The organism is Pseudomonas asgharzadehiana (assembly GCF_019139815.1).
GTDB classification, from domain to species: Bacteria; Pseudomonadota; Gammaproteobacteria; order Pseudomonadales; family Pseudomonadaceae; genus Aquipseudomonas; species Aquipseudomonas asgharzadehiana.
In genome coordinates this window covers 2,931,973-2,955,254 of record NZ_CP077079.1, presented here as the reverse complement: position 1 = coordinate 2,955,254, position 23,282 = coordinate 2,931,973, and the positions used below count along the sequence as shown (strand labels likewise).

The window sequence follows — 23,282 nt, the reverse complement described above, 5'->3', positions numbered from 1 at the left end:
GTCACCCAGCGCACGGTAATCAGCATCATCAAAAACGTAATTGCCGTTACAACCGCTCAGCAAACACAACACAAGCACCAAGGCGTGCCAGGGGCGAAGAAGCATCAGGTATCTCCCAGGAAAATGAGGCTGGCGTCGAAGCACCAGGTCCATGCGCGCACCATTCAGCCTTCCCCTCGGGCATCGCTGCAGGGAATATTCAGACGTGCCAGGCGGTACAGCAGCGTGCGGCGCGCAACCCCCAACTCACGGGCGGTGCGGGTTCGGTTGCCACGGTTCTTGTGCAGGCAGTCGATCAAAAATACCCGCTCAACCCGCTCCAGGCGTTGGCGCAACGTTGCATCGAGGGCCATGGCAGTCGGCGCTGGCGACAGGCACAAATGCGCGGGCAAGATCACACCGTCATCGCAGAGCAGTACGGCACGTTCCACCAGGCATTTGAGTTCGCGCACATTGCCGGGGAAAGCATGGCTCGACAGTTGATCCAAGGCCGCACTGGACCACTGCACCGACGTACAGCCGAGTGCCGTACACGCTGTTTGCGCGAACTCTCGCGCCAACAGCAACACATCACCGCCCCGCTGACGCAAGGCCGGCAGTTCGATGGGAAATTGCGCCAATCGGTAGTAGAGATCCTCACGGAAGCTGCCTTCGGCCACCATTGCAGCGAGGTCGCGATGGGTCGCGGCGATGATGCGCACATCGACCTTGTGGGCTGCACTGGCTCCCAACGGACGGATTTCGCCCTCCTGCAACACCCGCAGCAACTTGGCCTGTAATGACAGCGGCATATCGCCGATTTCGTCCAGCAGCAATGTTCCGCCATGCGCGGCGTCGAACAGCCCTGCATGGTTACGCTCGGCGCCGGTGAACGCACCCTTGCGATAGCCAAACAGTTCACTTTCCAGCAACCCTTCGGGAAAGGCGGCGCAGTTCTGCACCACAAAGGCTTTGCCGCTACGCGGCCCGCTGGCGTGAATGGCCCGCGCCACCACCTCTTTTCCGGTCCCGGTCTCGCCGCGCAGCAAAACTGTGTACGAGGTGTTCAGCACCTTGCCAATCAAACGGTAGGTTTCGTCCATGGCTGTGCTGTTGCCGATCAGCCCATACGCCGTCCGGGCGACCGGCGTGCCAGGTTTTGTCGGGGAAGCGCTTTGCACAAGGCGCAGCCCCTTCAAAACGCCCAGCTGGTTCAAGGCGAAACTCCCCAGCAACCGCAATGACGGGCCATGGCCCTGCAAGGATCGGGGACGCTGGCTGGCGCATAACAACAGGCCCGTCACGCTCGCGCGCCGCCCCGACAATGGCACGCATGACAACGCCTGCCAGGGCAACCTCGCGGCCGGCAGAAAGGCACTTTCGTAGACGCTGTTGGCCAGGTCCTCCAGGCTCAAAGAGTGGCCCTGGCTGAGGACATAGTGCAGCAATTGCTCATGCTGGAAGTCATGGCTACTTGCCGGCTCGCCAAGCGCCAGTGCGCCGGGCAAATGCTGGGCAATCAGGTCGAGGCGCCCTGTCACCTCGTCGCGCCAATACAATTGGGCAAGTTCGCACTGGCTTAGTTGTGCCGCAGCCGTCACACAGAGCTGCGCTAACGTGGTCTCGTCAGCGTCGATACCCAAGCGAGCGAACCAGGTGAGCAGCACATCGGCGTAGTCCAAGGGATGGGGCAATTGGGCAAACAGATTGTCGCTCATTGGCTGAACTCACAGGTCGGTTGCCCGCCGGCATCCAGGCATGCATGGACCCGCGACAGGGTTTCGCCGCAGGCCATTGCCTCCAACAGGCGATCAACCATCTGGGGCAACAGGTGGATCTCGATCCATTGGTCGATATACCGCGCACCGCTGTCCCAGTGGTTGCAACGCTCGGCCATATAGGTGATCAGTTCGCGCGTGTAACCGAACGCCAGGTTGCGCAGTTTCAGCCGTTGCCCCAGGCGGTCCAGCTTGAGCCTTGCCAGGTCATGCAGCACTTCACCTACAACCGGGTAATAGGGCACGACACGCATGCGCGCCAGCAGCGCCGGCTTGAAGTAATCGCGTAGCAGCGGATGTATCGCGTCTTGCAACACCTGCGGATCTGGCCGCCGGCCCCCTGCGCATAGATCGACGATGCATTCGCTGCCCAGGTTGGAGGTCATCAGGATCAGCGTGTTACGAAAGTCGATCTCTCGGCCTTCGCCATCATTGGCCAACCCTTTGTCGAAGATCTGATAGAACAGGTTCAGTACGTCCGGATCGGCCTTTTCGACCTCGTCGAGCAGCACCACCGAGTAAGGTCGTTGGCGCACGGCTTCCGTCAGTACCCCGCCCTCGCCATACCCCACATAACCCGGCGGGGCACCGATGAGCCGAGACAGCGCGTGCTTCTCCTGAAACTCAGACATATTGAGGGTAGTGACAAACCGCTCACCGCCGTACAGCAAATCCGCCAGGGCCAGGGCCGTTTCGGTCTTGCCCACGCCACTTGGGCCCACCAACAGAAACACCCCAACCGGAGCGTCGGCCTTGTTCAGACCGGTGGCGACCGCGCGTTGGTTACGGTCGAGCGCCAGCACCGCGTGCTCCTGACCGAGGATGCGTGAGCGCAACGCGTCGGCAAAACCAGACACTGTTTCACTGTGTTCAAGTGCCAACTGCTCAACCGGAATACCGGTCCAGGCACTGATGACCTGTGCCACCAATCGCGGGCAGACACGCGCCGGTTCGACCCGCGCTTGCGACTCAAGCCAGGCTTGCTCCAAAACCCGACGTTCGATCTCGACAGCCGCCAATCGCACGTTCAATGCGCACAAGGATTGCTCGTCCACCGGTAGCCCGGTGTCCTTGTCTCGACTCATTGCCTCGCGCTGCTGCAAGCCTTCAGCATGCTCGGCGTTCAGGCGCTGGAGCGCCTCAGGTGCGGTTGCCTGGCTGATTCGTGCGCGGGCGCAGGCAGTATCCAGTACATCGACGGCCTTGTCGGGCAACTGCCGCCCGGCCAGGTAACGGGCGCTCATGTGAGCCGCCGCGACAACGGCATCGTCACGGACATACACGCCATGGCTGGCTTCATACACCGGCGCCAGCCCGCGCAGGATCGAAATTGCCTGCTCCACGCTGGGCTCGCCGACCAGCACCGGCTGGAAACGTCGCGCCAAGGCAGGGTCTTTTTCGAAGTATTTTTTGTATTCAGACCAGGTGGTGGCCGCGATGGTGCGTAGTTCACCGCGCGCCAGAGCCGGCTTGAGCAGGTTGGCGGCGTCACCGCCACCCGCCTGGGCGCCCGCGCCCACCAGCGTATGCGCCTCGTCGATAAACAGAATCACAGGCTGCGGCGAGGCGTTGACCTCATCGATCACGCCTTTGAGACGGCGTTCAAACTCGCCCCGAATGCTGGCGCCGGCTTGCAGCAAGCCCATGTCCAGCGTGAGCACCCGTACCGCCTTGAGGGGCTCCGGCACCTGTGAGTTGACGATGCACAGGGCCAGACCCTCGACAACGGCGGTCTTGCCCACCCCGGCCTCGCCGACGAGAATCGGATTGTTCTTGCGCCGGCGCATCAGTATGTCGATCAACTGAGCAATCTCTACGTCACGGCACAACACCGGGTCGATACGCCCTTCATGGGCCTGGCTCGTCAGGTCATGGGTAAAGCGCGCCAACAACGACTCACCCCTGGCTGACGAGGGGATAGCGGCAACCTGACTCAACGTAAACTCAAGCACACGCTGCGTATCCAAACGGCTCAAGACCCTTTGATAGGCGCTGCCCGCGTGCTGGGGGTGACGCAAGATCGCCAGTAACAAGGCACCGTGGTCCACTTCGGTCTGGCGCAGTTCCAGATGCGCCACCATCAACGCTTGTTGCAACCATTGCACAAGGGCCGGGGCGAACACCGGATTGCGCGACGCGCTCGCCTGCCCCTTGGGCTGCAGTGCGGCTTCCAGTTCGCCAGCCTCGACCTGCGCATCGGCCAAGGCCCGCACCAGCAGGCCATCCCGTTGTTCAAGCATGGCCAGCAGCAGGTCTTCAACCAGGACGTCGCTGCCACCGCGCATCACGCAACGTTCGGCCGAACGCTCCAAATCTCGACGGGCCAGGGGCGTCAATGTGTTGATAAGTTGTTGCAGGTCTACATTCATCATAATCACTCGTCCCTAATGAGCATTGCCGGCCACGATGACCACACCATCGGCGCACTCGTGCGCCAGCCAACTGGCCCAGCCCAATCGACAGACGTTGTGCTCGCCGATGCGCAACGGCCTTATTTCCTCCCTGGTCAACACCAGGCACAGGTCATATTCCAGGGGCGCCCGTGCGGTCAGTCGAACCAGCGAGCACAACTGCGGATAGTCCGCCCCCGTGGGTAAAAACCCATGAAAACGCTCCCAGTCCAGGTTTTGTATGTGCACCCTGAACTTACCGCTGCGATCCGCGACCCGGCTTCCCAGCACCTGGTCCGAACCCAACGCGCTGTGGGTGACGCCTAAGCGGTTTCGCTGCAAGTGAGCAATCACCACTGTGCGTTCAACCCATTGCTCGATAAACAAACGGTTGTGCTTGAAGTAGTAACGCAGCACCGTCTCGATCAAGGCAGCCGAATGCACTCTCAACCCAAGCAAGCCCAGGTACGGCAGCAGTCGCTTGCAATCCACTTGCGCCGCCGTGCGGATTTGTCGCCCCCTCAGCCCGATCAGCGCAAACATCTGCTCGGAAAAAGCATCAACTGCGCCTTTCTGGAAACTCGCGCGGTAGCGGTACTTGCGCCAGATCGGCAGCATCAGCCGCTGCAAACGATGGTGAAACACATCCAGGAAGTCTCGAGTTACGTGACCGCCCAACCCGTCGGCGAACGCCTGCTCGCCATAAAAAGCCGGCAGCGGCGAACCCGCACCGCAAAGGCCCAGCACATTGAGGCGAAGACGCGCGCGCAACTGCCCGCGCTCAACAAAAAATTCCACCCGCTCGATATCGTGGCCAGGAAAACCAAGACTTGGATTCGCCTGGAATTCCAACCGGTCATACAAGGCGTCGTCATCCAACGCAGGATGCGCGTCGCGCAGGCGCTTGAGCACCTGCACGACCGCCTGGAACAACGAATACTCGCGGATGACGCGAGTGAGTTCCGTCAAAGCAGAGGCTGCTGGCCCATCCGGGGTGGCCATAGGTACACGTCTCCTTGTGTGCTGATGACTCTGAGTTCGTGGTAAGCATTGAGGCTGGCGTAGAGCGCAAAAAATTCGTTGAGCACCGAGGCGAATACAAATGCTTCTCCCTGGCCCAGAAAGCCCTGGGCGTCGATGTTGAGGTCGACCCGCAATCCCCGAAACGGTATTCCACGGTGCAGGCGGTCGACGGCCACATGACTGATGGACCGCAATGCCCCCAGCCGCCGTTGGCTGATCTTCAATGCTTGCCGGTCGTGATAACGCGGCAGGTCGTAGGTTTCGAGGATGACCTTCAACGCGTTGATATCGCTCAGTGACAAGTAGTTGAGCGACATGTTGCTGATTAGCCGCCAGAGAAAATCCTGGTCCAGAGGCGGCGCAAAACTGGCGGTGGGGACGCTGATATTGCGAAACGACAACCCCTCCGGGGTCTGTTCGCAAGGTTGGTTGATCTGCCCAGCCTGCAATTGCCGGGGCAGGTTGTGATTGGTGCATGTCAGTTCGACCGAGAGTGTTTCCTGGACATGTGCCTGGCCACCGCTGAACCCCAGCCATGTATCGAGGCCGGTGTGTTGCGCCGAGGCGCGCTGGCGGATGCTGTAGCTCGGGGGCGCGGCCGACACATCGGTATCGCCGTCATGCTCGAAAGACTCAAACGGTACGTAGGTGTGATACCCCAACCCACCAGGGCGCCACCCCGTGACCTTATCCACGGAAAATACACAGGCGCTCCCTCGCGCATACTCCCCGGGAACCAGCAGGTACTCATCCTGTTTACCGTCCAGGCGAATCGGCACCGCATCGTGTTTGAACAGGTTGACGATGGGCGTGCAATACAGCTTTACGTTATCCAGTGTGGGTCGCTGGAGTTCCTGGGGCTGCGCGCGCAACGCGAAGCACAGCCTTATGCCGCAGGCCTGCTTGAGAAGCTCATCGGGCAAACGTTGCACTGCATCAAGCCCGGCCACCTCGACAAACAAGTACTTGTCAGGGAAAGCGAAGTACTCCTGCAGATGGCGGTACCCTCGAAAGGTATTTTGTGGATAGGGAATAAGCGCCTGCTCCTCGGCAAACCCCACCGGCTGTACCTGGTCGGCGTCCAATCGCAGCGACAGGGCCTCGCCGTCAACGCCTGTGAGTACCTCTCCATCGCGCCCCAACGGCAGCAATTCGATACCCTCCAGGTGACGCAACAGGCTCAGGTACAACCCTTGGCTTATATAGCGATCCCCCGCCAGATGCAGGCGCAACCGTTCGAACCGCACCCCACTGAAGTTGCCCTCGGCACTCATGTCCAGGCGCAGGCTCAACACGCCCTGCTCCCCTTGAACGTTGTAGTCGAGCGCGCTCAGTTGCAGCGGCAGGACCTCAGTGGCGTAACAGGTCTGAAAGCGGCAGCGCTCGCCCTCGACACATGCGCTTTCGACAGGCGTGCCTCGCGCCACCAGCACACCTGGACCTGCGTGCTTCAACGGGTCGAACTGCAAGATGCTGAACGCCGGCATGGGCCGCATGTAGTTGGGCCATAACAGGTGCATCAATGAGTGGGTCAGCTCAGGCAGTTCGTCATCCAGCTTCTGGCGCAGGCGACCGGTGAGGAACGCAAACCCCTCCAGCAGACGTTCTACATCCGGGTCTTGCCCAGGTTCCGCAAGAAAAGGCGCAAGCGCCGGATTGCGCTCGGAGAAACGTCGCCCGAGTTGACGCAATGCACTGAGCTCGCTTTGGTAATAACGGTTAAAAGACATCCGGCGACACCTCGACCTGTCCGGCGTCACGCAGTCGGGCGGTGAACACCACGGGCTGCGCCACCCCGTCGATGCTCAGCGTCGCTTCAATGGCAAACGCCAGGACCAGCACGTCGTGATCCCGAGGCAATGCCCGCACTCGCACATGCTTCAGGCGAGGTTCGTAGGCCCGGATAAAACGCTCGATGAGCAAGCGCGACTGGCTCAAGGATTCATGCAGGCTGCGGTTCATGTCATTGAAGTCCGGCAAGCCGTAATCCGGCAGCGCCTGCACACTTCCCGCGCGGATGCTGAGCATTTTCCCCAGGTGAACCGCCACCGAGGTCATGCCGCATGGCGAAGTCGCTGCCGGGCAATCAAGCCGCTCGAAAAGGCTTTGGTTGGGGCCCCTCCCCTGACGCCTGCTCATTCTTTGTCGAGCTTGCCAACCAGCGACAGCGTAAAGTCGGCCCCCATGTACTTGAAGTGCGGACGTACGCTCAAATTGACGCGGTACCAGCCAGGCTCGCCCTCGACGTCACTGACAACGATGCGTGCCGCGCGCAGCGGTCGCCGCCCGCGCACTTCGGCGCTGGGGTTTTCCTGGTCCGCAACGTATTGGCGAATCCACTTGTTCAGCTCCAGTTCCAGGTCGGTACGCTCCTTCCACGAGCCCAGTTGCTCGCGTTGCAGCACCTTCAAGTAATGGGCCAGGCGGTTGACCACCATCATGTAGGGCAGTTGGGTACCCAAGCGGTAGTTCAACTCGGCTTCCTTGCCCTCGGCACTGATGCCGAAATTCTTGGGCTTCTGCACCGAGCTGGCGGAGAAGAACGCCGCATTGTCACTGCCCTTGCGCATCGTCAAGGCAATGAAGCCTTCTTGCGCCAGTTCGTATTCGCGACGATCGGAGACCAGCACTTCAGTGGGAATCTTGGTTTCGATTTCGCCCATGCTGTGGAAGTGATGCAACGGCAAGTCTTCCACCGCGCCGCCGCTTTGCGGGCCAATGATGTTCGGGCACCAGCGGAACCGCGCGAAACTATCGGTTAAACGCGTGGCAAATGCGTAGGCGGTATTGCCCCATAGGTAGTGCTCATGGCTGTTGACCACGTTTTCCCTATAGGCAAAGGTCTTGACGGGGCATTCAAGGGGGTCGTATGGCGTGCGCAGCAGGAAGCGTGGCACGGTCAGCCCTATGTACCGGGCATCTTCGCTCTGGCGAAAGCTCTGCCATTTAGCGAATTGCGGGCCTTCAAAATGGTCCCTGAGGTCCTTCAGGTCAGGTAGGCCAGTGAAGCTTTCCAACCCGAAAAAAGCCGGCCCGGCGGCGGCGATAAAAGGCGCGTGAGCCATACATGCCACGCTGGAAACGTACTGCATCAGTTTCACATCCGGGGCGCTGGGAGAGAGAAAATAGTTGGCAATGATCGCGCCCACCGGCTGGCCGCCAAACTGACCATATTCGGCGCTGTAGACATGCTTGTAGAGCCCCGCCTGGGTAACTTCCGGCGAGTCTTCAAAGTCATCGAGCAGGTCTTGCCGTGAGACGTTCAGCAGCTCGATCTTAATGTTCTCGCGAAAGTTGGTGCGCTCGACCAACAGCTGAAGCCCTTTCCAGGCCGCTTCCAAAGCCTGGAATTGGGGGCAGTGCAAAATCTCATCCATCTGCCGGCTGAGCTTTTCGTCAATCTCGGCGATCATCCGGTCAACCAAGCGTTTCTTGACCGGTTCACCGCTGTTTTGCGGTTTGATCAATTCTTCGATAAATGCCGAGACGCCACGCTTGGCAATACCATAGGCCTCGTCGTCGGCGCTGAGCAGCGTTTGCGCAATGATGTTATCGAGGATGCTGCAATCATCAGCGGTGTGGGCAGTGATCGGGTTCTGTTTAATGCTCATGGCGTCAGGGTCCTTTTACTGAAAAGTGTCAGGCGCAAGGGCTATTGAGCCCCAACTCCGCGAGTACCCGGGCGCGGCTGTCGTCGTCGGCCAGGGCATGCTCAATGGCCTTGCGAAAGCCCGGCGTATTGCCCAGCGGCCCCTTGAGGGCCATCAATGCTTCACGCAAGGCCATCAGTTTGTGCAACTCGGGAATCTGTTCCACAAGGTTCGCCGGGGTGAAATCCTTCATTGAATTGATCTGCACCCGAATCGGTAACTCTTCGACGTCGGCGCCCTCCTGAAGGCGATTGGGTACGCTCAGGGTCAGGCTTAATGCCTGCTTGGCCAACACTTCATCGAGCGTGTTCTTGTCTATGGCGATGGGTTTGCGATCTTCGAGCTTGCGCACGTCTTCACGCTGGGTGAAATCCCCCAATACCAACAGTTTCAACGGCAGCTCGACTTCCTCTTGCGCCCCGCCGATGGCAGGTTTGAAGGTGATATTGATGCGTTCCTTGGGTGCTACCGAACCTTCTTTGGCCACGGTATTTCTCCTTTTTCATGGCTCGAAAGCCTATTCAAGTACCGCTTCAAGATCGAAGAGGCACAGCCTGCGGTGGGTGTCTTCCTTGCGCTCGCGAGCGGTATGGTTGTGTGGCATCAGGTCGCAGCAGCGGTACAAAAACTGAGCGACCTGCAAGGCCAGTTCAGGCTCCCAGCGCTCCAGGCCCGTGCGCTGCAATTCGATATCCAGGTGCTCAAGCTGGATCTTCGCCAGCTCATGTTTACCCGCGTGTATACACAGTCGGGCCTGGACCAACTGCCAATGGAAGCGGGCGCGGTCACTCCGGGCGGCGCACGCGCCTTGCTTGAGTGCCTGCACGGCCGCCTTGAGCCCGTCCTTTCGCAGCCTGGGCAGCACTTCCTGCAACGCGACCTCCCAGGGTTGCGCATCCGCCACCCCAACGGGAGCCTCGGTTTTTTTCAGGTGACGGGAAACATGCAACGCAATCCAGTCGCGAGTGACCGTGTCGGCAAACGGGGCGCCATCGTGAAAGCGAAACTCCGGCAGATCCGGAAAGCGCTGTAGCAACAGTGCGAAGCTGACCTCGAGTTCAGTCATGGCCAGGTCCGCCTGCAAGGCTTCAAGACACTGCCAGGCCATGCGTACCCCATCGAACCAGAACATCGCACCCGCCAGGCTGGCCTCGAGTTCAAGCAGCAGATCGGCATGCTCGCCCTGGGCGAAACGCTCCCGGTAACGCTTGAGTTTGTCCGGTGCCGGCCCACGCAATGCGGTGACCCGCTGATTGTCGGCGTTCGGATAACTGACGATGACCAGCCATGCCAGTGTGCGATTGAGGCTCAGCGCACGCAGGTCGGTAGCCTGCTGGCGCAGCCACCAGGCACATAACGGACGAGCCTGTTCCTGAAGGGCACGCAACAATTTATGTGCGTCTTTTTCGTTGTTGAGCACCGGCTCGGGCTTGAGCAGTTGGGTAGTCGCCTGCTTGACCTGGGCAATGACCCCACTCACAGCGGCTGCGGGCGCCTGGCCTTGCGCGGCGCGCTCAAGGCGTTGGTCCAATTGCCGGCGAATGGGCAGCAACAGTGGCGCGTCATCGCCCAAATGCAGACTCCAGCGTTCATCAAGGTGCGTCAGAAGCTCCAGCATCGATCGGAACAAGGGTTGCTGGTCTTGAAGCGCCAGGTTTTGCGCAAACAGCGAGTCAAGCCTCAAGGTCAACCAGCCGAATGCTGCGCTGCGGGTACGCAGCTTTTGCGGGTACACGGCAGCCCAATGGTGGTCACACAGGTGGCGCAGCAACCCGAGCCCCGCCAGCAGGCCAGGGAACGATTCGCGCTGGTACAGCGCCCAGGCCAGCCAGACAGCCACCCGTAGATCCTTGGACCGCTCACGCAACAGCAGCTCGCTGGTTTCCACGACTTTTTGCCAATCCGGCTGGCCGGCACCGTGAATGGACTGCACCTTTGCCAGCTCGACTTCCAAGGCTTCGTATTCATTCGAATAGCGCATATCGCTGCCGGCAAAACTTGTTTGCGAACAGGGCAACTGACCGAGATCAAGGTAATAGGCGCAGAGTTTATTCAAATAAGCCATGGTGAACCGCAGATGAACATCAAGATCCGAGCGACGAACCAACACACTGTTTAAATAGTGCGCCAGCGCATCAATTAAACTTCGCACCTTCTGCCGCGAAGTTCGCAAACCTTAGCCATGCAAATACCATTCGGCAAGTATTGGGACGACACTTAAGAAACATCCTACAGCCCAGTAAAACCCGCATGTGCGCAGCATTTTGCGCAGGTAAAACCTTGAACAGCGCAGGATTAAGCTGCAAACAGCACTCACGGGCTCGCCATCTCAATGAGCAACTAAATGCGCAGTAATGTGCAAACAACACTGCACTATAAGAACTTGAAAATCAGCAAACTTATTTAAATTAATATCTTATTGCCCATCAACCCCGCGCCGTTATTGGCGCTAGCACTTTCTGGCACACTTCTTGTTAGAGGCATAGTTCCAACCAGCACAGTTGCCGGCTGGAACTACCTCTCAAATAAGGCAAGGAAACCCGTCATGCCAACACCCGCGTATCTTTCTATCACCGGTGTCAAGCAAGGTTTGATTACGGCAGGCACATTTACCCAGGACTCGGTAGGCAACATCTATCAGGAGGGCCACGAGGACCAGATTCTGGTCCAGGCTTTTTCCCATCAGGTGATCATTCCGCGGGACCCGCAGTCGGGCCAGCCAACGGGCCAGAGAGTTCACAAGCCGTTGATGATCAGCAAGGTCTTCGATAAGTCCTCACCGTTGCTGTTCAGCGCATTGACCAGCGGCGAAGAGGTCAAGTGCAGGCTGGAATGGTTCCGGACCTCTTCGGCCGGCACCCAGGAACATTACTTCACCATTGAACTGGAAGGCGCGACCCTCGTGGACATCCAGTCGCGCATGCCCAACTGTCAGGACCCGGACAACGCGCACTTTACGCACCTGGAAGATGTGTACTTCACCTACCGCAAAATTGTTTGGACCCATGAAGTGTCCGGTACCTCGGGTTCGGATGACTGGCGCAGCCCGGTAGCGGGTTAAGTCGGTTGCGGGCAGAAACGGTCGCCAAGGACGGCGCCGTTTCTGCCCAGCCGCTACACCATCGCCAAAGGGTGCTTGCGCTTGGGCGCGCCAAACACACGGTCGATCGCGTCCAGGTCGTGCTCGTCGAGCACCAGGTTGGCGGCGGCCGCGTTAAGCCGCACATGCTCCGGCGTTACCGCCTTGGGAATGGCGATTACGCCGTCCTGGCGCAAAACCCAGGCCAGGGAAACCTGGGCGGGTGTGACGTCGTGGCGCTGGGCAATCTGCTTGAGGGTCGGGCTGGACAACAGTTCGCCGCCCTGCGCGATCGGGCAGTACGCCATCAACGGCAAATGGTGCTGTTGCCACCAGGGCAACAGGTCAAATTCGATACCGCGCTCTTGGATGTTGTAGAGCACCTGATTGGTGGCGCAGGCCGGGGATGCGAGCTCCTGCAGGTCGGCCACGTCAAAGTTGGAGACGCCCCAGCGGCCGATCTTGCCGGCCTCGCGCAGGCGTTCGAAGGCTTCGACGGTTTCTTCAAGGGGGTATTGGCCCCGCCAATGCAGCAGGTACAAATCGATATGGTCGCTACCCAGGCGCCGCAGGCTGGCGTCGCAGGCGCGCGGAACGCCCTTGTGGCTGGCATTGTGCGGGTACACCTTGCTCACCAGGAACACCTGGTCACGCTTGCCACGAATGGCTTCACCGACGACCTCTTCAGCGCCACCCTCGCCGTACATTTCAGCGGTATCGATCAGGGTCATGCCTTCGTCGATTCCCAGTTGCAACGCAGCGACTTCCTCCCGGCGCCGGCTCGGGTCTTCGCCCATGCGCCAGGTGCCCTGGCCAATGACAGGGACGGGCACACCCGCCAGATCGATGGTACGCATAACAACCTCCTGATGAGTTCGCGGGTTAACAGTGTGGCATTGACCGGACAAAAGGGTTCAACCGAAGTATGGTTGGCGTCTGCCAAGTCGCCAGGAAGGACCTGCAATGCTGTTTGTCGTTATGCTCGGGGGCAAGCACCCACGGGCCAAGATCGAAGTGCATGATGTGGTGTTTGCCGTCGCGGACACGCTGCAAGCCACCTACCCACAACTGCGTGATGCGTGGTTCGGCAGCCCCAAGGGCATGCACATTGATTCGTGGATGGCCGTGGATGGCGTCGACGGGTGGAAAATCGAACTCAGCCATCTGGCGCCACAAGCGGGTGCGCATCATCTGTACTTCATCAACCTGGGCGGTTATGAAGCCGACAGTTTCGGTGAGGCGCACCACTATTTACTGGTGGTCGCCCGTAACAAACAGGAAGCCAAGAGCAAGGGCAAGCAACAGATGCTGCGGCATTGGTCTCAGGCGCATACGGATGCGGTGATGGACATTGATGACTGCCTGCCGATCGACCTGGTGGACGGTCGTTACCTGCATCTGGTGCAAGACCCGCACCATCCCATCATCCGGCAGAACGACTATATCGTCCTGGGTTGAGCGCCCAACTGCGCCGCCCAGGCAATCCATGGGAACTTTGCCGGGAAATAACCGCCTGAATCCGGTACGCTCACCCTTTTCATTCAAGGAGTTACCCACCATGGCCAAAGCCACCGCCCGTCACATCCTCGTTTCCACTGAAGACAAGTGCAACGAACTCAAGGCCCAAATCGAAGGCGGCGCTGATTTCGCAGAGATCGCCAAAGCCAGCTCCAGCTGCCCATCAAGCCGCGACGGCGGCAACCTGGGTTCGTTCGGTCCAGGCCAGATGGTTAAAGAATTCGACACCGTGGTATTCAGCGCTCCGGTCAATACCGTGCAAGGCCCGGTCAAGACCCAGTTCGGCTACCACCTGTTGGAAGTCACCAGCCGTCAGGACTGATGCCTGGATGATGCTTGAAACAACGGCCCGCCTTTTGGTGGGCCGTTGTGCATGTGATGACTGGCGACGCTGATGCCGTTAGCGTACAAATCCTTATTCTTCTTCACCCGGCGTTCAAGACTGATAATGCGATTGGCCTTTTCGACCCTATTGAGCTCCACCCTCGCCCTGCTGCTGGCCAGTGCCGCCGTGATCGCGGCGCCACAACCGTACCTTACGGTGTATGGCGAAGCGGCCAAGTACCCTGCCGGTTTCACCCATTTCGACTATGCCAACCCCAATGCCCCCAAGGGCGGCAGCCTGCGGCGCTCGGCGATTGAGATCGGGCGTTTTGACCATGTGCTGCCCTATATAGACAAAGGTATCGGCGTGTCGCAGGTCGATGGCTGGCTGTATGCGCCCCTGGCCCTGCGCTCCCTGGACGAACCCTATACGGTCTACGGCCTGGTCGCCGAAAAGATGGATCGCGCCGATGACGGCCTGTCGCTGCGCTTCTACCTGAACCCCAAGGCGCGCTTTGCCGACGGCAAGCCCATCACCGCCGAAGACGTGCGCTACAGCTTTGATGTGTTGATGACCCAAGGCAGCCTGCGCTTTCGCACGTTGTTCGCCGACGTAAAGCACGTTGAAGTGGAAAGCGAGCGCCAAGTGCGCTTCGACTTTTCCAGCAATGAAAACCGCACCCTGCCCCTGGATATCGCCACGCTGCCGGTGTTCCCCGAGCACTGGTGGAAAACCCGCGATTTTGCCAATGGCGGCGGCTACGAAGCGCCGCTGGGCAGCGGCCCGTACAAGGTCAGTAAAGTCGACGCCGGCAACACCATCACGTTTACCCGCGACCCGGACTGGTGGGGCAAGGACCTGCCGGTGAGTCGCGGCCTTTACAACTTCGATCACCTGAGCCTGGAGTATTTCGGCGATACCGAGGTGGCTCGCCAGGTACTGCGCGGCGGCGCCTACGATTTCAACCGTGAGTTCTCCGCCACCGGCTATTCCATCGGCTACAACGGGCCGGCCCTTGACGATGGCCGCTTGCAACGCGCGCATTTGGCCAAGGAAATGCCACAACCGGCCCAGGGCTATGTGTTCAACGTGCAGAAGCCGATGTTCAAGGACCGCCGCGTACGCCAGGCACTGGCAATGTTGTGGGACTTCGAATGGGCCAACCGGCAGATGATGCGCAATATGTACATCCGCCAGCAGAGCTTTTTCTCCAACAGTCCGTTGGCCGCCAGCCAGTTGCCCACGAAGGAAGAACTGGCGATTCTCGAGCCGTTGCGCGGGCAAGTGCCCGAGGAAGTCTTTACCCAGGTGTTCAAGGCGCCGGTCACCGATGGCAGCGGCATGATCCGCGACAAGCAATTGCAAGCACTGGCGCTGCTGGAAGAGGCCGGCTGGAAACCGGACGGTGACCGGTTGGTAAATGCCGAAGGTGAGCCGTTGGAATTTACCTTTCTCAACGCCCAGGCGGGCCTTGAGCGCCTGTTGCTGCCCTACAAGCGCAACCTGGCGCAGATCGGCATTACCCTGAACATCCGTCGCATCGATTCCTCCCAGTACGTCAACCGTTTGATGGCGCGGGACTACGACATGATCGTCACCGGTTTTCCGGTCACCACCTCGCCAGGCATGGAGCTGTACAACTATTTCGGTTCAAGCGCAGCCTTCGATCCGGGCGCCAACAACTACATGGTGCTCAAGGACCCCGCCGTCGACACGTTGATCAAGGGCCTGGTCAAAGCGGACACCCAGGCGCAGATGCTCACCTACGCCCATGCCCTGGACCGGGTGCTGCAATGGAATTACCTGTGGATCCCCAATTACTACCCGCCCGGCACCTCCGCCGCGTGGTGGAACCGCTTCGGTCGCCCGGCCATCGAGGCCAAGAACGACGAAGCCCTGGAAACCTGGTGGGAAATCAGCCCCACGCCACTGACCCATGAGCAAATGAACGCCGAGCTGAAAAAACGCGGAGGGGCACGCTGATGTTTGCGTATATCGTGCGCCGCCTGCTGCTGATCATCCCGACCCTGGTGATCATCCTGCTGGTGAATTTCGTGATCGTGCAGGCCGCCCCCGGTGGCCCAGTGGAACAGGCCATCGCCCACCTGCAAGGGATTGGCGGCGGTGGTGTCGGCGGCTCTTCCGGCGAAGGTGTGAGCAGTGGTTCACGCGCCAGCCGTGGCCTGGACCCAAAGCTGATCAAGGACATCGAAAAACAGTACGGTTTCGACAAGCCCGCGCCGGAACGCCTGTGGCTGATGCTCAAGAGCTACGCTCAACTGGACTTCGGCAACAGTTTTTTCCGTGGCAAGACGGTGATCGATCTGATCCTGGAAAAAATGCCCGTCACTATCTCCCTGGGCCTGTGGGCCACGCTGATCACCTATCTGGTGTCGATCCCCCTGGGCATTCGCAAAGCGGTGCGCCATGGCAGCAGCTTTGACGTGTGGAGCAGCACCGCGATCGTGATCGGCTATGCGATGCCCGCGTTCCTGTTCGCGATGTTCCTGATCGTGGTGTTCGCCGGTGGCACCTCGCTGAACTGGTTCCCGGTGCGCGGCCTGGTCTCGGAAAATTTCGAAGAGCTGAGCACCGTGGGCAAGATTGCCGACTACTTCTGGCACCTGGTGCTGCCGGTGACGTCCCTGGTGATCGGCGGGTTCGCCACGCTGACCATCCTTACCAAGAACTCGTTTCTCAATGAGATCACCCGCCAGTACGTGGTCACCGCGCGGGCCAAGGGCTTGAGCGAGCGGCGCGTGCTGTACGGTCATGTGTTCCGTAACGCCATGCTGTTGGTGATCTCCGGAATTCCCCAGGCGTTCATCAGCGTGTTCTTCGCCGGCTCGCTGTTGATTGAAGTGATCTTCTCCCTCGATGGCCTGGGCCGCATGAGCTATGAAGCCGCCGTTTCGCGGGATTACCCGGTGGTGTTTGGTTCGCTGTTTATCTTCACCCTGTTCGGCCTCTTGATAAAACTGATCGGTGATCTGTGCTACACCCTGGTGGACCCGCGTATCGACTTCGCCGCGAGGAACGCCTGATGCTCAATTTATCTCCCGTGGCCCGTCGGCGTTTTGAGCGTTTCAAGAAGAACCGCCGGGGCTGGTGGTCGCTGTGGCTGTTTATCGGCCTGTTTATCCTGACCCTCGGCGGCGAGTTGATCGCCAACGACAAACCGTTGGTGCTCAGCTACCAGAACGCGCTGTATTTCCCGGCATTCAAGCGCTACACCGAGCAGCAGTTTGGCGGCCAGTTGCCCTTTCAGGCGGATTACCGCAGCGATTACGTGCAAAAGCTGATCAAGCAGGACGGTGGCTGGATGCTGTTCCCACCCATCCCGTTCAGCGACGACACGCCCAACTACGAACTGACCCGCCCTGCCCCCAGCCCGCCCTCGGCGGTAAACTGGCTGGGCACCGATGATCAGTCCCGCGATGTGCTCGCACGGGTGATCTTCGGCGCGCGCGTATCGATCCTGTTCGCCTTGGCGCTCACCGCGATCAGCGCGGCCATCGGCATTGCCGCCGGGGCCTTGCAGGGCTACTACGGCGGCTGGGTCGACTTGCTCGGCCAGCGCGTTCTGGAGGTGTGGTCGGGCCTGCCGGTGCTGTACCTGCTGATTATCCTGTCAGGGTTCGTCGAGCCGAACTTCTGGTGGTTACTGGGGATCATGGCGCTGTTTTCCTGGCTGGCGCTGGTGGACGTGGTGCGCGCCGAATTCCTGCGCGGGCGCAACCTGGAGTACGTCAAGGCGGCACGCGCGTTGGGCCTGGGCGATGGCAAGATCATCCGTCGGCACATCCTGCCCAATGCGATGACCGCCACGTTGAGCTACCTGCCGTTTATCCTGACCGGGGCGATTTCCACCCTCAGTGCCTTGGATTTCCTCGGGTTCGGCATGCCCGCCGGCAGCGCCTCGCTGGGCGAGCTGATCGCTCAGGGCAAGCAGAACCTGCAAGCGCCGTGGCTGGGTTTGACGGCGTTTTTCACCCTGGCGCTGATCCTGTCGCTGCTGGTCTTTATCGGCGAGGCGTTGCGTGACGCCTTCGACCCACGTTCATGAGTGAGCCCCTATGAACCTGATCGAAATACGCGACCTCAACGTCGCCTTCAGCGGCCAGACCGTGGTGCGCAACCTGTGCCTGGACGTGCGCCCCGGCGAATGCTTGGCGCTGGTGGGCGAGTCCGGCTCGGGCAAGTCAGTCACCGCCCATTCGATCCTGCAACTGCTGCCCGAGGCCGGCACCCACACCACCGGTTCCATCAAGTATCGCGAACAGGAGTTGATCGGCGCATCCACCGCCACGCTGCAAAAACTGCGCGGCAACCGCATTGCAATGATTTTCCAGGAGCCGATGACGTCGCTAAACCCGCTGCACAGCATCGAAAAGCAAATCGGCGAAACCCTGCTGCTGCACAAGGGCCTGGGCGGTAAGGCGGCGCAGGCGCGCATCCTCGAACTGCTTGAACTGGTGGGTATCCAGAAACCCCAGGAACGCCTCAAGGCCTACCCGCACCAGTTGTCCGGCGGCCAACGCCAGCGGGTGATGATCGCCATGGCCCTGGCCTGCGAGCCGGAACTGCTGATCGCCGACGAGCCCACCACCGCGCTGGACGTGACCGTGCAACGCAAGATCCTGTTGCTGCTCAAGTCGCTGCAACAACGCCTGGGCATGTCGCTGTTGCTGATCAGCCATGACCTCAACCTGGTGCGCAGCATTGCCCAACGCGTGTGCGTGATGCGCGCCGGCGAAATCGTCGAGCAGGCCGCATGCGAGACCTTGTTCACCGCACCGCAACACCCCTACAGCCGTCTGTTGCTGGACGCCGAGCCTTCCGGCGACGTGTTGTGTGCCGACCCGCGCGAAACCGTGCTGGAAGTCAACGACCTGAACGTGCACTTCCCCCTCGGCGGCGGGCTGTTTCGGCGCAAGACCTATTTGCACGCGGTGAATGGCATCAGCCTCAGCGTGCAGCGCGGCAAGACCCTGGGGATTGTCGGCGAGTCCGGCTCGGGCAAGTCCACCCTGGGCCAGGCGATCCTGCGTTTACTCGACTCCACCGGCAGCATCCGCTTCCAGGGCCATGCCCTTGACCCGCTCAACCACCAACAGATGCGCCCGTGGCGCAAGCAGATGCAGGTGGTGTTCCAGGACCCTTACGGCAGCCTCAGCCCGCGCATGTCGGTGCAGCAGATCATCAGCGAAGGCCTGCAAGTGCATGCGCCGTGCAGCCTGGCCGAGCGCGACGCCCAAGTGATCCAGGTGCTCAAGGATGTGGGCCTCGACCCGGCCAGCCGCCACCGCTACCCCCATGAGTTTTCCGGAGGCCAGCGCCAGCGCATCGCCATCGCCCGCGCTTTGGTACTCAAGCCGGCGCTGATGCTGTTGGATGAGCCGACCTCCGCGCTGGACCGCACGGTACAAAAACAGGTGGTCGCGCTGTTGCGTGAGCTTCAGGAAAAATACGGCCTGACCTACTTGTTCATCAGCCATGACCTGGCGGTGGTGCGCGCCATGGCCCATGACATGATCGTGATCAAGGATGGCAAGGTGGTGGAGCACGGCGCGAGCCATGCCGTATTTGAATCGCCACAGCATCCCTACACCCAGGAGCTGCTGGCCGCCGCGTGTGGGCTGTCGACATGAACAGCCGCCTGACGGACTACCAACACGTTCGCGGGCTGGCCATCCAGTCGCTGTTCGAGATCATCGAGCAGTCCAGCGAAGGCACGGTGATTGTCGACCGTGACGCGAATATCGTCTGGATGAACGAGCGCTACGCCAAGCGCTTCGGCCTCAAAAGCGCCGAAGAAGCCATCGGCCAAGCGTGCGAACAGGTGATCTCCAACAGCCTGTTGCGCCAGGTCGTGCGCACCGACCGGCCGATTTTGCTGGATATCCAGGACACGCCCAAAGGCCCGCTGGTGGTAATGCGCCTGCCGATCCACGACGATGCCGGCGAGGTGATCGGGGCGATTGGTTTTGCGCTGTTCGACGAACTGCGCAACCTGTCGCCATTGATCGAGCGCTACCTGAGCATGCAGCAGGAGCTGGCCTCTACCCGCTCGCTGCTGCGCGCACGCCAGAGCAAATACAATTTCGCGCACTTTATCGGCACCAGCGCCGCCAGCCTCGAAGTCAAGCGCCGCGCCCGGCGCAGCGCGAGCGCCGAGTCGCCGGTGCTGCTGCTGGGGGAAACCGGCACCGGTAAAGAACTGCTCGCCCAGGCCATTCATGGTGCATCGCCGCGCGCCCACAAAGCTTTCGTCAGCATCAACAGTGCCGCCATTCCCCATGATCTGTTGGAGGCCGAATTTTTCGGCACCGCACCCGGTGCGTTTACCGGCGCCGACCGCAAAGGGCGTCCCGGCAAGTTTCAGATCGCCCAGGGCGGCACGCTGTTTCTCGATGAAATCGGCGACATGCCCTTGCCGCTGCAAAGCAAGCTGCTGCGGGTATTGCAGGAGAAGGAGTTCGAGCCGGTCGGCTCCAACGAAATGCTGCACAGCGATGTGCGGGTGATTGCTGCCACGTCGATGGACCTGGAAGCGGCGATCAAACGTGGCGAGTTCCGCGCGGACTTGTATTACCGCCTGAATGTGCTGCCGATCCAGGTGCCGCCGCTGCGTGAGCGTTTGGAGGATATTCCTGCGTTGAGCGAGGCGATCCTGGAAGAGTTGCGCAGCCAGCATGAACTGGATCGCGAAGCGCTGGCCCTGCTCGCGCAACATGCGTGGCCGGGGAATATCCGCGAGTTGCGCAACGTGTTGGAGCGTGCCGCATTGTTAAGTGATGACCTGGTGTTGAATGCGGGAGAGATTCGCGCGGCGATTGGCACGTTCAGCCCGGTGGAACGCGGCACTGGCGTGGCGCCGGTTGAGGGCGAAACGTTTACGGCGGCGCGGGAGCGCTTCGACCGGCAAGTGATCGCGGCGGCGCTCAAGGCTTGTGAGGGGAATGTGGTGGAGGCTGCCAACCGGTTGGGGCTGGGGCGGTCGACCCTGTACAAGAAAATGGTCGCACTGGGCATCAACGATTCTCAGTAAAGAGACTAAATTCTCCATATAAAGACAAACCCTGTGGGAGGACGCTTGCTCCCGATAGCGGTATGAAAGTCACTGTATTAGCTAGCTGACCCACCGCAATTGGGAGCAAGCCCCCTCCCACAGTTGATTCATGCATGTCTCTAAAATGAGATATTCTTTCGAGATCGCTTCGAAGTACCGAAAAATACCTTTTAATATCAATACGTTAACTAACTGGCACAAATCTCGCTATAGCCCTCCCCAAAGCACCATCCCACAAAAATAACAATCCAATCTGGAGACACACCATGAGTGTGATCATTGCCCTGGCAGCCCTGGCGCTGCTGATGCTGGCTGCCTACCGTGGCTATAGCGTTATCCTGTTCGCCCCCATCGCCGCCCTCGGCGCCGTGCTGCTCACCGACCCGTCCGCCGTTGCCCCGGCCTTTACGGGGGTATTCATGGAGAAAATGGTCGGGTTCATCAAACTGTATTTCCCGGTGTTCCTGCTCGGTGCGGTGTTCGGCAAGCTGATCGAGCTGTCGGGCTTTTCGCGCTCGATTGTCGCGGCCGCGATCCGCTTGCTCGGCACGCGCCAGGCGATGCTGGTGATCGTGCTGGTCTGCGCCCTGCTCACCTACGGCGGCGTGTCGCTGTTTGTGGTGGTGTTTGCGGTGTACCCGTTCGCGGCGGAGATGTTCCGCCAGAGCAATATCCCCAAGCGCCTGATCCCGGCGACCATCGCCCTCGGTGCGTTTTCGTTCACCATGGACGCCCTGCCCGGCACGCCGCAGATCCAGAACATCATCCCCAGCACCTTCTTCAACACCACCGCCTGGGCTGCGCCTTGGCTGGGCTTGATCGGTACGGTTTTCGTGTTCTGCGCCGGCATGCTCTACCTGGCACGCCAACGCAACAAGGCGCAGCGCGCCGGCGAGGGCTATGGCACCGAACTGCGCAACGAACCGGAAACCGCCGAAAACCTGAGCCTGCCCAACCCATGGGTCGCGCTGTCGCCACTGATCCTGGTCGGCGTGATGAACCTGTTGTTCACCCGCTGGATCCCGCTGTGGTACGGCAAGACCCATAGCCTCAGCCTGCCGGGCATGAGCACCCCGGTGACCACAGATATCGCCAAGCTCACCGCGATCTGGGCGGTGCAGGCGGCGTTGCTGGTGGGGATTATCGTGGTGCTGGTGTTCGGCTTTTCGGCGATCAAGAGCAAGCTGGCCGAGGGCAGTAAAAGTGCGGTCAGCGGTGCGCTGCTGGCGGCGATGAACACCGCTTCGGAGTACGGCTTTGGCGCGGTGATTGCCTCGCTGCCGGGCTTTCTGGTGCTGGCGGACTGGCTCAAGGGCATCCCCAACCCGCTGGTCAACGAAGCGATTACCGTGACCCTGTTGGCGGGCATCACCGGTTCCGCCTCGGGCGGCATGAGCATCGCCTTGGCGGCCATGTCCGAGAGTTTTATTTCGGCGGCCCACGCGGCCAATATTCCTCTTGAAGTGCTGCACCGGGTCGCGGCCATGGCCAGCGGCGGCATGGACACCCTGCCCCACAACGGCGCGGTGATCACCTTGCTCGCGGTCACCGGGCTGACCCACCGCGAAGCCTACAAGGATATTTTTGGCATCACGATCATCAAGACGCTTGCGGTGTTCGTGGTGATCGCTACTTTCTATGCCACCGGCATTGTGTGAGGTTTGTATGACGACATTGAACGGCAAGACCGCGCTGGTCACCGGTTCCACCAGCGGCATCGGCCTGGGGATCGCCCTCAGCCTGGCCAAGGCCGGCGCCAACCTGATTCTCAACGGCTTCGGCGATGCCAGTGCGGTGATCGCCCAAGTGCAGGCGTTTGGCGGCAAGGTCGGGCATCACCCGGCGGATGTCAGTGACCCGGCGCAAATCGCCGACATGCTCGCCTACGCCGAGCGCGAATTCGGCGGCGTGGACATCCTGGTCAACAATGCGGGGATCCAGCACGTGGCCGCCGTGGAAGACTTCCCGGCCGAACGTTGGGACTCGATCATTGCCATCAACCTTTCTTCGGTGTTCCACAGCACACGCTTGAGCCTGCCGGGCATGAAGGCCAAGGGCTGGGGGCGTATCGTCAATATTGCCTCGGTGCACGGCCAGGTCGGCTCCGTGGGCAAGGCCGCCTATGTGGCGGCCAAGCATGGCGTGATCGGCCTGACCAAAGTGGTAGGCCTGGAGACGGCCACCAGCAATGTGACCTGTAATGCTATTTGCCCGGGCTGGGTGCTGACGCCGCTGGTGCAGAAGCAGATCGATGACCGCATCGCCACGGGCGTGGCCCCGCAACAGGCGCAGCATGATTTGCTGGCCGAAAAGCAGCCGTCGCTGGAGTTCGTGACGCCGCCGCAATTGGGTGAGTTGGTGTTGTTTTTGTGCAGTGAGGCCGGCGCCCAGGTGCGTGGGGCCGCGTGGAATATCGATGGTGGTTGGCTGGCCCAATAAGACCAAACACCGCCCCTCCCACATAAGAA

The 23,282-nt window shown here is 60.5% G+C and carries 19 protein-coding genes; 10 read left to right on the top strand and 9 right to left on the bottom strand.

The genetic code is table 11. The features are described from left to right. Positions 1-164: 164 nt before the first annotated feature. The 8 genes from KSS96_RS13395 to tssA are packed head-to-tail and all read right to left on the bottom strand — an operon-like array spanning position 165 to position 10,885. The gene (locus KSS96_RS13395) at positions 165-1,697 is read right to left on the bottom strand and encodes a sigma-54 interaction domain-containing protein (protein WP_017527968.1); all 1,533 of its coding nucleotides are present in this window, start codon (positions 1,695-1,697) and stop codon (positions 165-167) included. After that, entirely contained in the window at positions 1,694-4,129 is a 2,436-nt protein-coding gene (locus KSS96_RS13390; RefSeq protein ID WP_217856412.1) for an AAA family ATPase, read from the bottom strand. Before KSS96_RS13390 ends, KSS96_RS13395 begins: the two co-directional genes overlap by 4 nt. Before the next feature lie 12 nt (positions 4,130-4,141). Then, a complete protein-coding gene (tssG, locus tag KSS96_RS13385) occupies positions 4,142-5,149 on the bottom strand; it encodes a type VI secretion system baseplate subunit TssG (RefSeq protein ID WP_068934777.1) in 1,008 nt (335 codons plus the stop codon). Beyond that, entirely contained in the window at positions 5,113-6,900 is a 1,788-nt protein-coding gene (tssF, locus tag KSS96_RS13380) for a type VI secretion system baseplate subunit TssF (protein WP_068934775.1), read from the bottom strand. The genes tssG and tssF overlap by 37 nt, the downstream gene beginning before the upstream one ends. Then, the gene (gene tssE, locus KSS96_RS13375; protein ID WP_065878371.1) at positions 6,890-7,309 is read right to left on the bottom strand and encodes a type VI secretion system baseplate subunit TssE; all 420 of its coding nucleotides are present in this window, start codon (positions 7,307-7,309) and stop codon (positions 6,890-6,892) included. The genes tssF and tssE overlap by 11 nt, the downstream gene beginning before the upstream one ends. Then, positions 7,306-8,781, bottom strand: coding sequence for a type VI secretion system contractile sheath large subunit (tssC, locus tag KSS96_RS13370; protein ID WP_217856410.1), 1,476 nt, complete (start codon positions 8,779-8,781; stop codon positions 7,306-7,308). Before tssC ends, tssE begins: the two co-directional genes overlap by 4 nt. Positions 8,782-8,809: 28 nt before the next feature. Then, complete coding sequence (gene tssB / locus KSS96_RS13365) at positions 8,810-9,307, bottom strand: type VI secretion system contractile sheath small subunit (RefSeq protein WP_017527974.1); 498 nt, start codon at positions 9,305-9,307, stop codon at positions 8,810-8,812. Between the two features lie 30 nt (positions 9,308-9,337). Then, the gene (gene tssA, locus KSS96_RS13360; protein WP_135196537.1) at positions 9,338-10,885 is read right to left on the bottom strand and encodes a type VI secretion system protein TssA; all 1,548 of its coding nucleotides are present in this window, start codon (positions 10,883-10,885) and stop codon (positions 9,338-9,340) included. A gap of 480 nt (positions 10,886-11,365) precedes the next feature. Here tssA and KSS96_RS13355 point away from each other — a divergent pair, with 480 nt between their 5' ends. Next, positions 11,366-11,881 carry an Hcp family type VI secretion system effector gene (locus KSS96_RS13355; RefSeq protein WP_017527976.1) on the top strand — a complete coding sequence of 172 codons (516 nt, stop codon included), beginning with the start codon at positions 11,366-11,368 and terminating at the stop codon, positions 11,879-11,881. A 53-nt stretch (positions 11,882-11,934) separates the two neighbouring features. On the opposite strand, the gene KSS96_RS13350 is transcribed toward KSS96_RS13355, so the two are convergent. Next, positions 11,935-12,756 carry an aldo/keto reductase gene (locus KSS96_RS13350; RefSeq protein WP_017527977.1) on the bottom strand — a complete coding sequence of 274 codons (822 nt, stop codon included), beginning with the start codon at positions 12,754-12,756 and terminating at the stop codon, positions 11,935-11,937. Between the two features lie 106 nt (positions 12,757-12,862). On the opposite strand from KSS96_RS13350, the gene KSS96_RS13345 reads away from it, so the two are divergent. The 9 genes from KSS96_RS13345 to KSS96_RS13305 all read left to right on the top strand — a co-directional run bounded on the left by KSS96_RS13345 (position 12,863) and on the right by KSS96_RS13305 (position 23,253). Beyond that, positions 12,863-13,357 (top strand): DUF1543 domain-containing protein, encoded by a 495-nt coding sequence (locus KSS96_RS13345; RefSeq protein ID WP_065878369.1) that lies wholly within the window; start codon positions 12,863-12,865, stop codon positions 13,355-13,357. A 100-nt stretch (positions 13,358-13,457) separates the two neighbouring features. Continuing rightward, a complete protein-coding gene (locus tag KSS96_RS13340; RefSeq protein WP_065878367.1) occupies positions 13,458-13,739 on the top strand; it encodes a peptidylprolyl isomerase in 282 nt (93 codons plus the stop codon). Between the two features lie 126 nt (positions 13,740-13,865). After that, positions 13,866-15,725 carry an extracellular solute-binding protein gene (locus tag KSS96_RS13335; RefSeq protein ID WP_017527979.1) on the top strand — a complete coding sequence of 620 codons (1,860 nt, stop codon included), beginning with the start codon at positions 13,866-13,868 and terminating at the stop codon, positions 15,723-15,725. Beyond that, positions 15,725-16,786 (top strand): microcin C ABC transporter permease YejB, encoded by a 1,062-nt coding sequence (locus tag KSS96_RS13330; protein WP_017527980.1) that lies wholly within the window; start codon positions 15,725-15,727, stop codon positions 16,784-16,786. The genes KSS96_RS13335 and KSS96_RS13330 overlap by 1 nt, the downstream gene beginning before the upstream one ends. Beyond that, positions 16,786-17,808 carry an ABC transporter permease gene (locus KSS96_RS13325; RefSeq protein WP_017527981.1) on the top strand — a complete coding sequence of 341 codons (1,023 nt, stop codon included), beginning with the start codon at positions 16,786-16,788 and terminating at the stop codon, positions 17,806-17,808. The genes KSS96_RS13330 and KSS96_RS13325 overlap by 1 nt, the downstream gene beginning before the upstream one ends. A 10-nt stretch (positions 17,809-17,818) precedes the next feature. Next, entirely contained in the window at positions 17,819-19,393 is a 1,575-nt protein-coding gene (locus KSS96_RS13320; RefSeq protein WP_065878363.1) for an ABC transporter ATP-binding protein, read from the top strand. Then, positions 19,390-20,793 carry a sigma-54 interaction domain-containing protein gene (locus tag KSS96_RS13315; RefSeq protein WP_068934772.1) on the top strand — a complete coding sequence of 468 codons (1,404 nt, stop codon included), beginning with the start codon at positions 19,390-19,392 and terminating at the stop codon, positions 20,791-20,793. Before KSS96_RS13320 ends, KSS96_RS13315 begins: the two co-directional genes overlap by 4 nt. 287 nt (positions 20,794-21,080) lie before the next feature. Then, positions 21,081-22,472 (top strand): GntP family permease, encoded by a 1,392-nt coding sequence (locus KSS96_RS13310; protein WP_017527984.1) that lies wholly within the window; start codon positions 21,081-21,083, stop codon positions 22,470-22,472. Positions 22,473-22,479: 7 nt separating this feature from the next. After that, positions 22,480-23,253 carry a 3-hydroxybutyrate dehydrogenase gene (locus KSS96_RS13305; protein ID WP_068934770.1) on the top strand — a complete coding sequence of 258 codons (774 nt, stop codon included), beginning with the start codon at positions 22,480-22,482 and terminating at the stop codon, positions 23,251-23,253. Positions 23,254-23,282 lie beyond the last annotated feature (29 nt).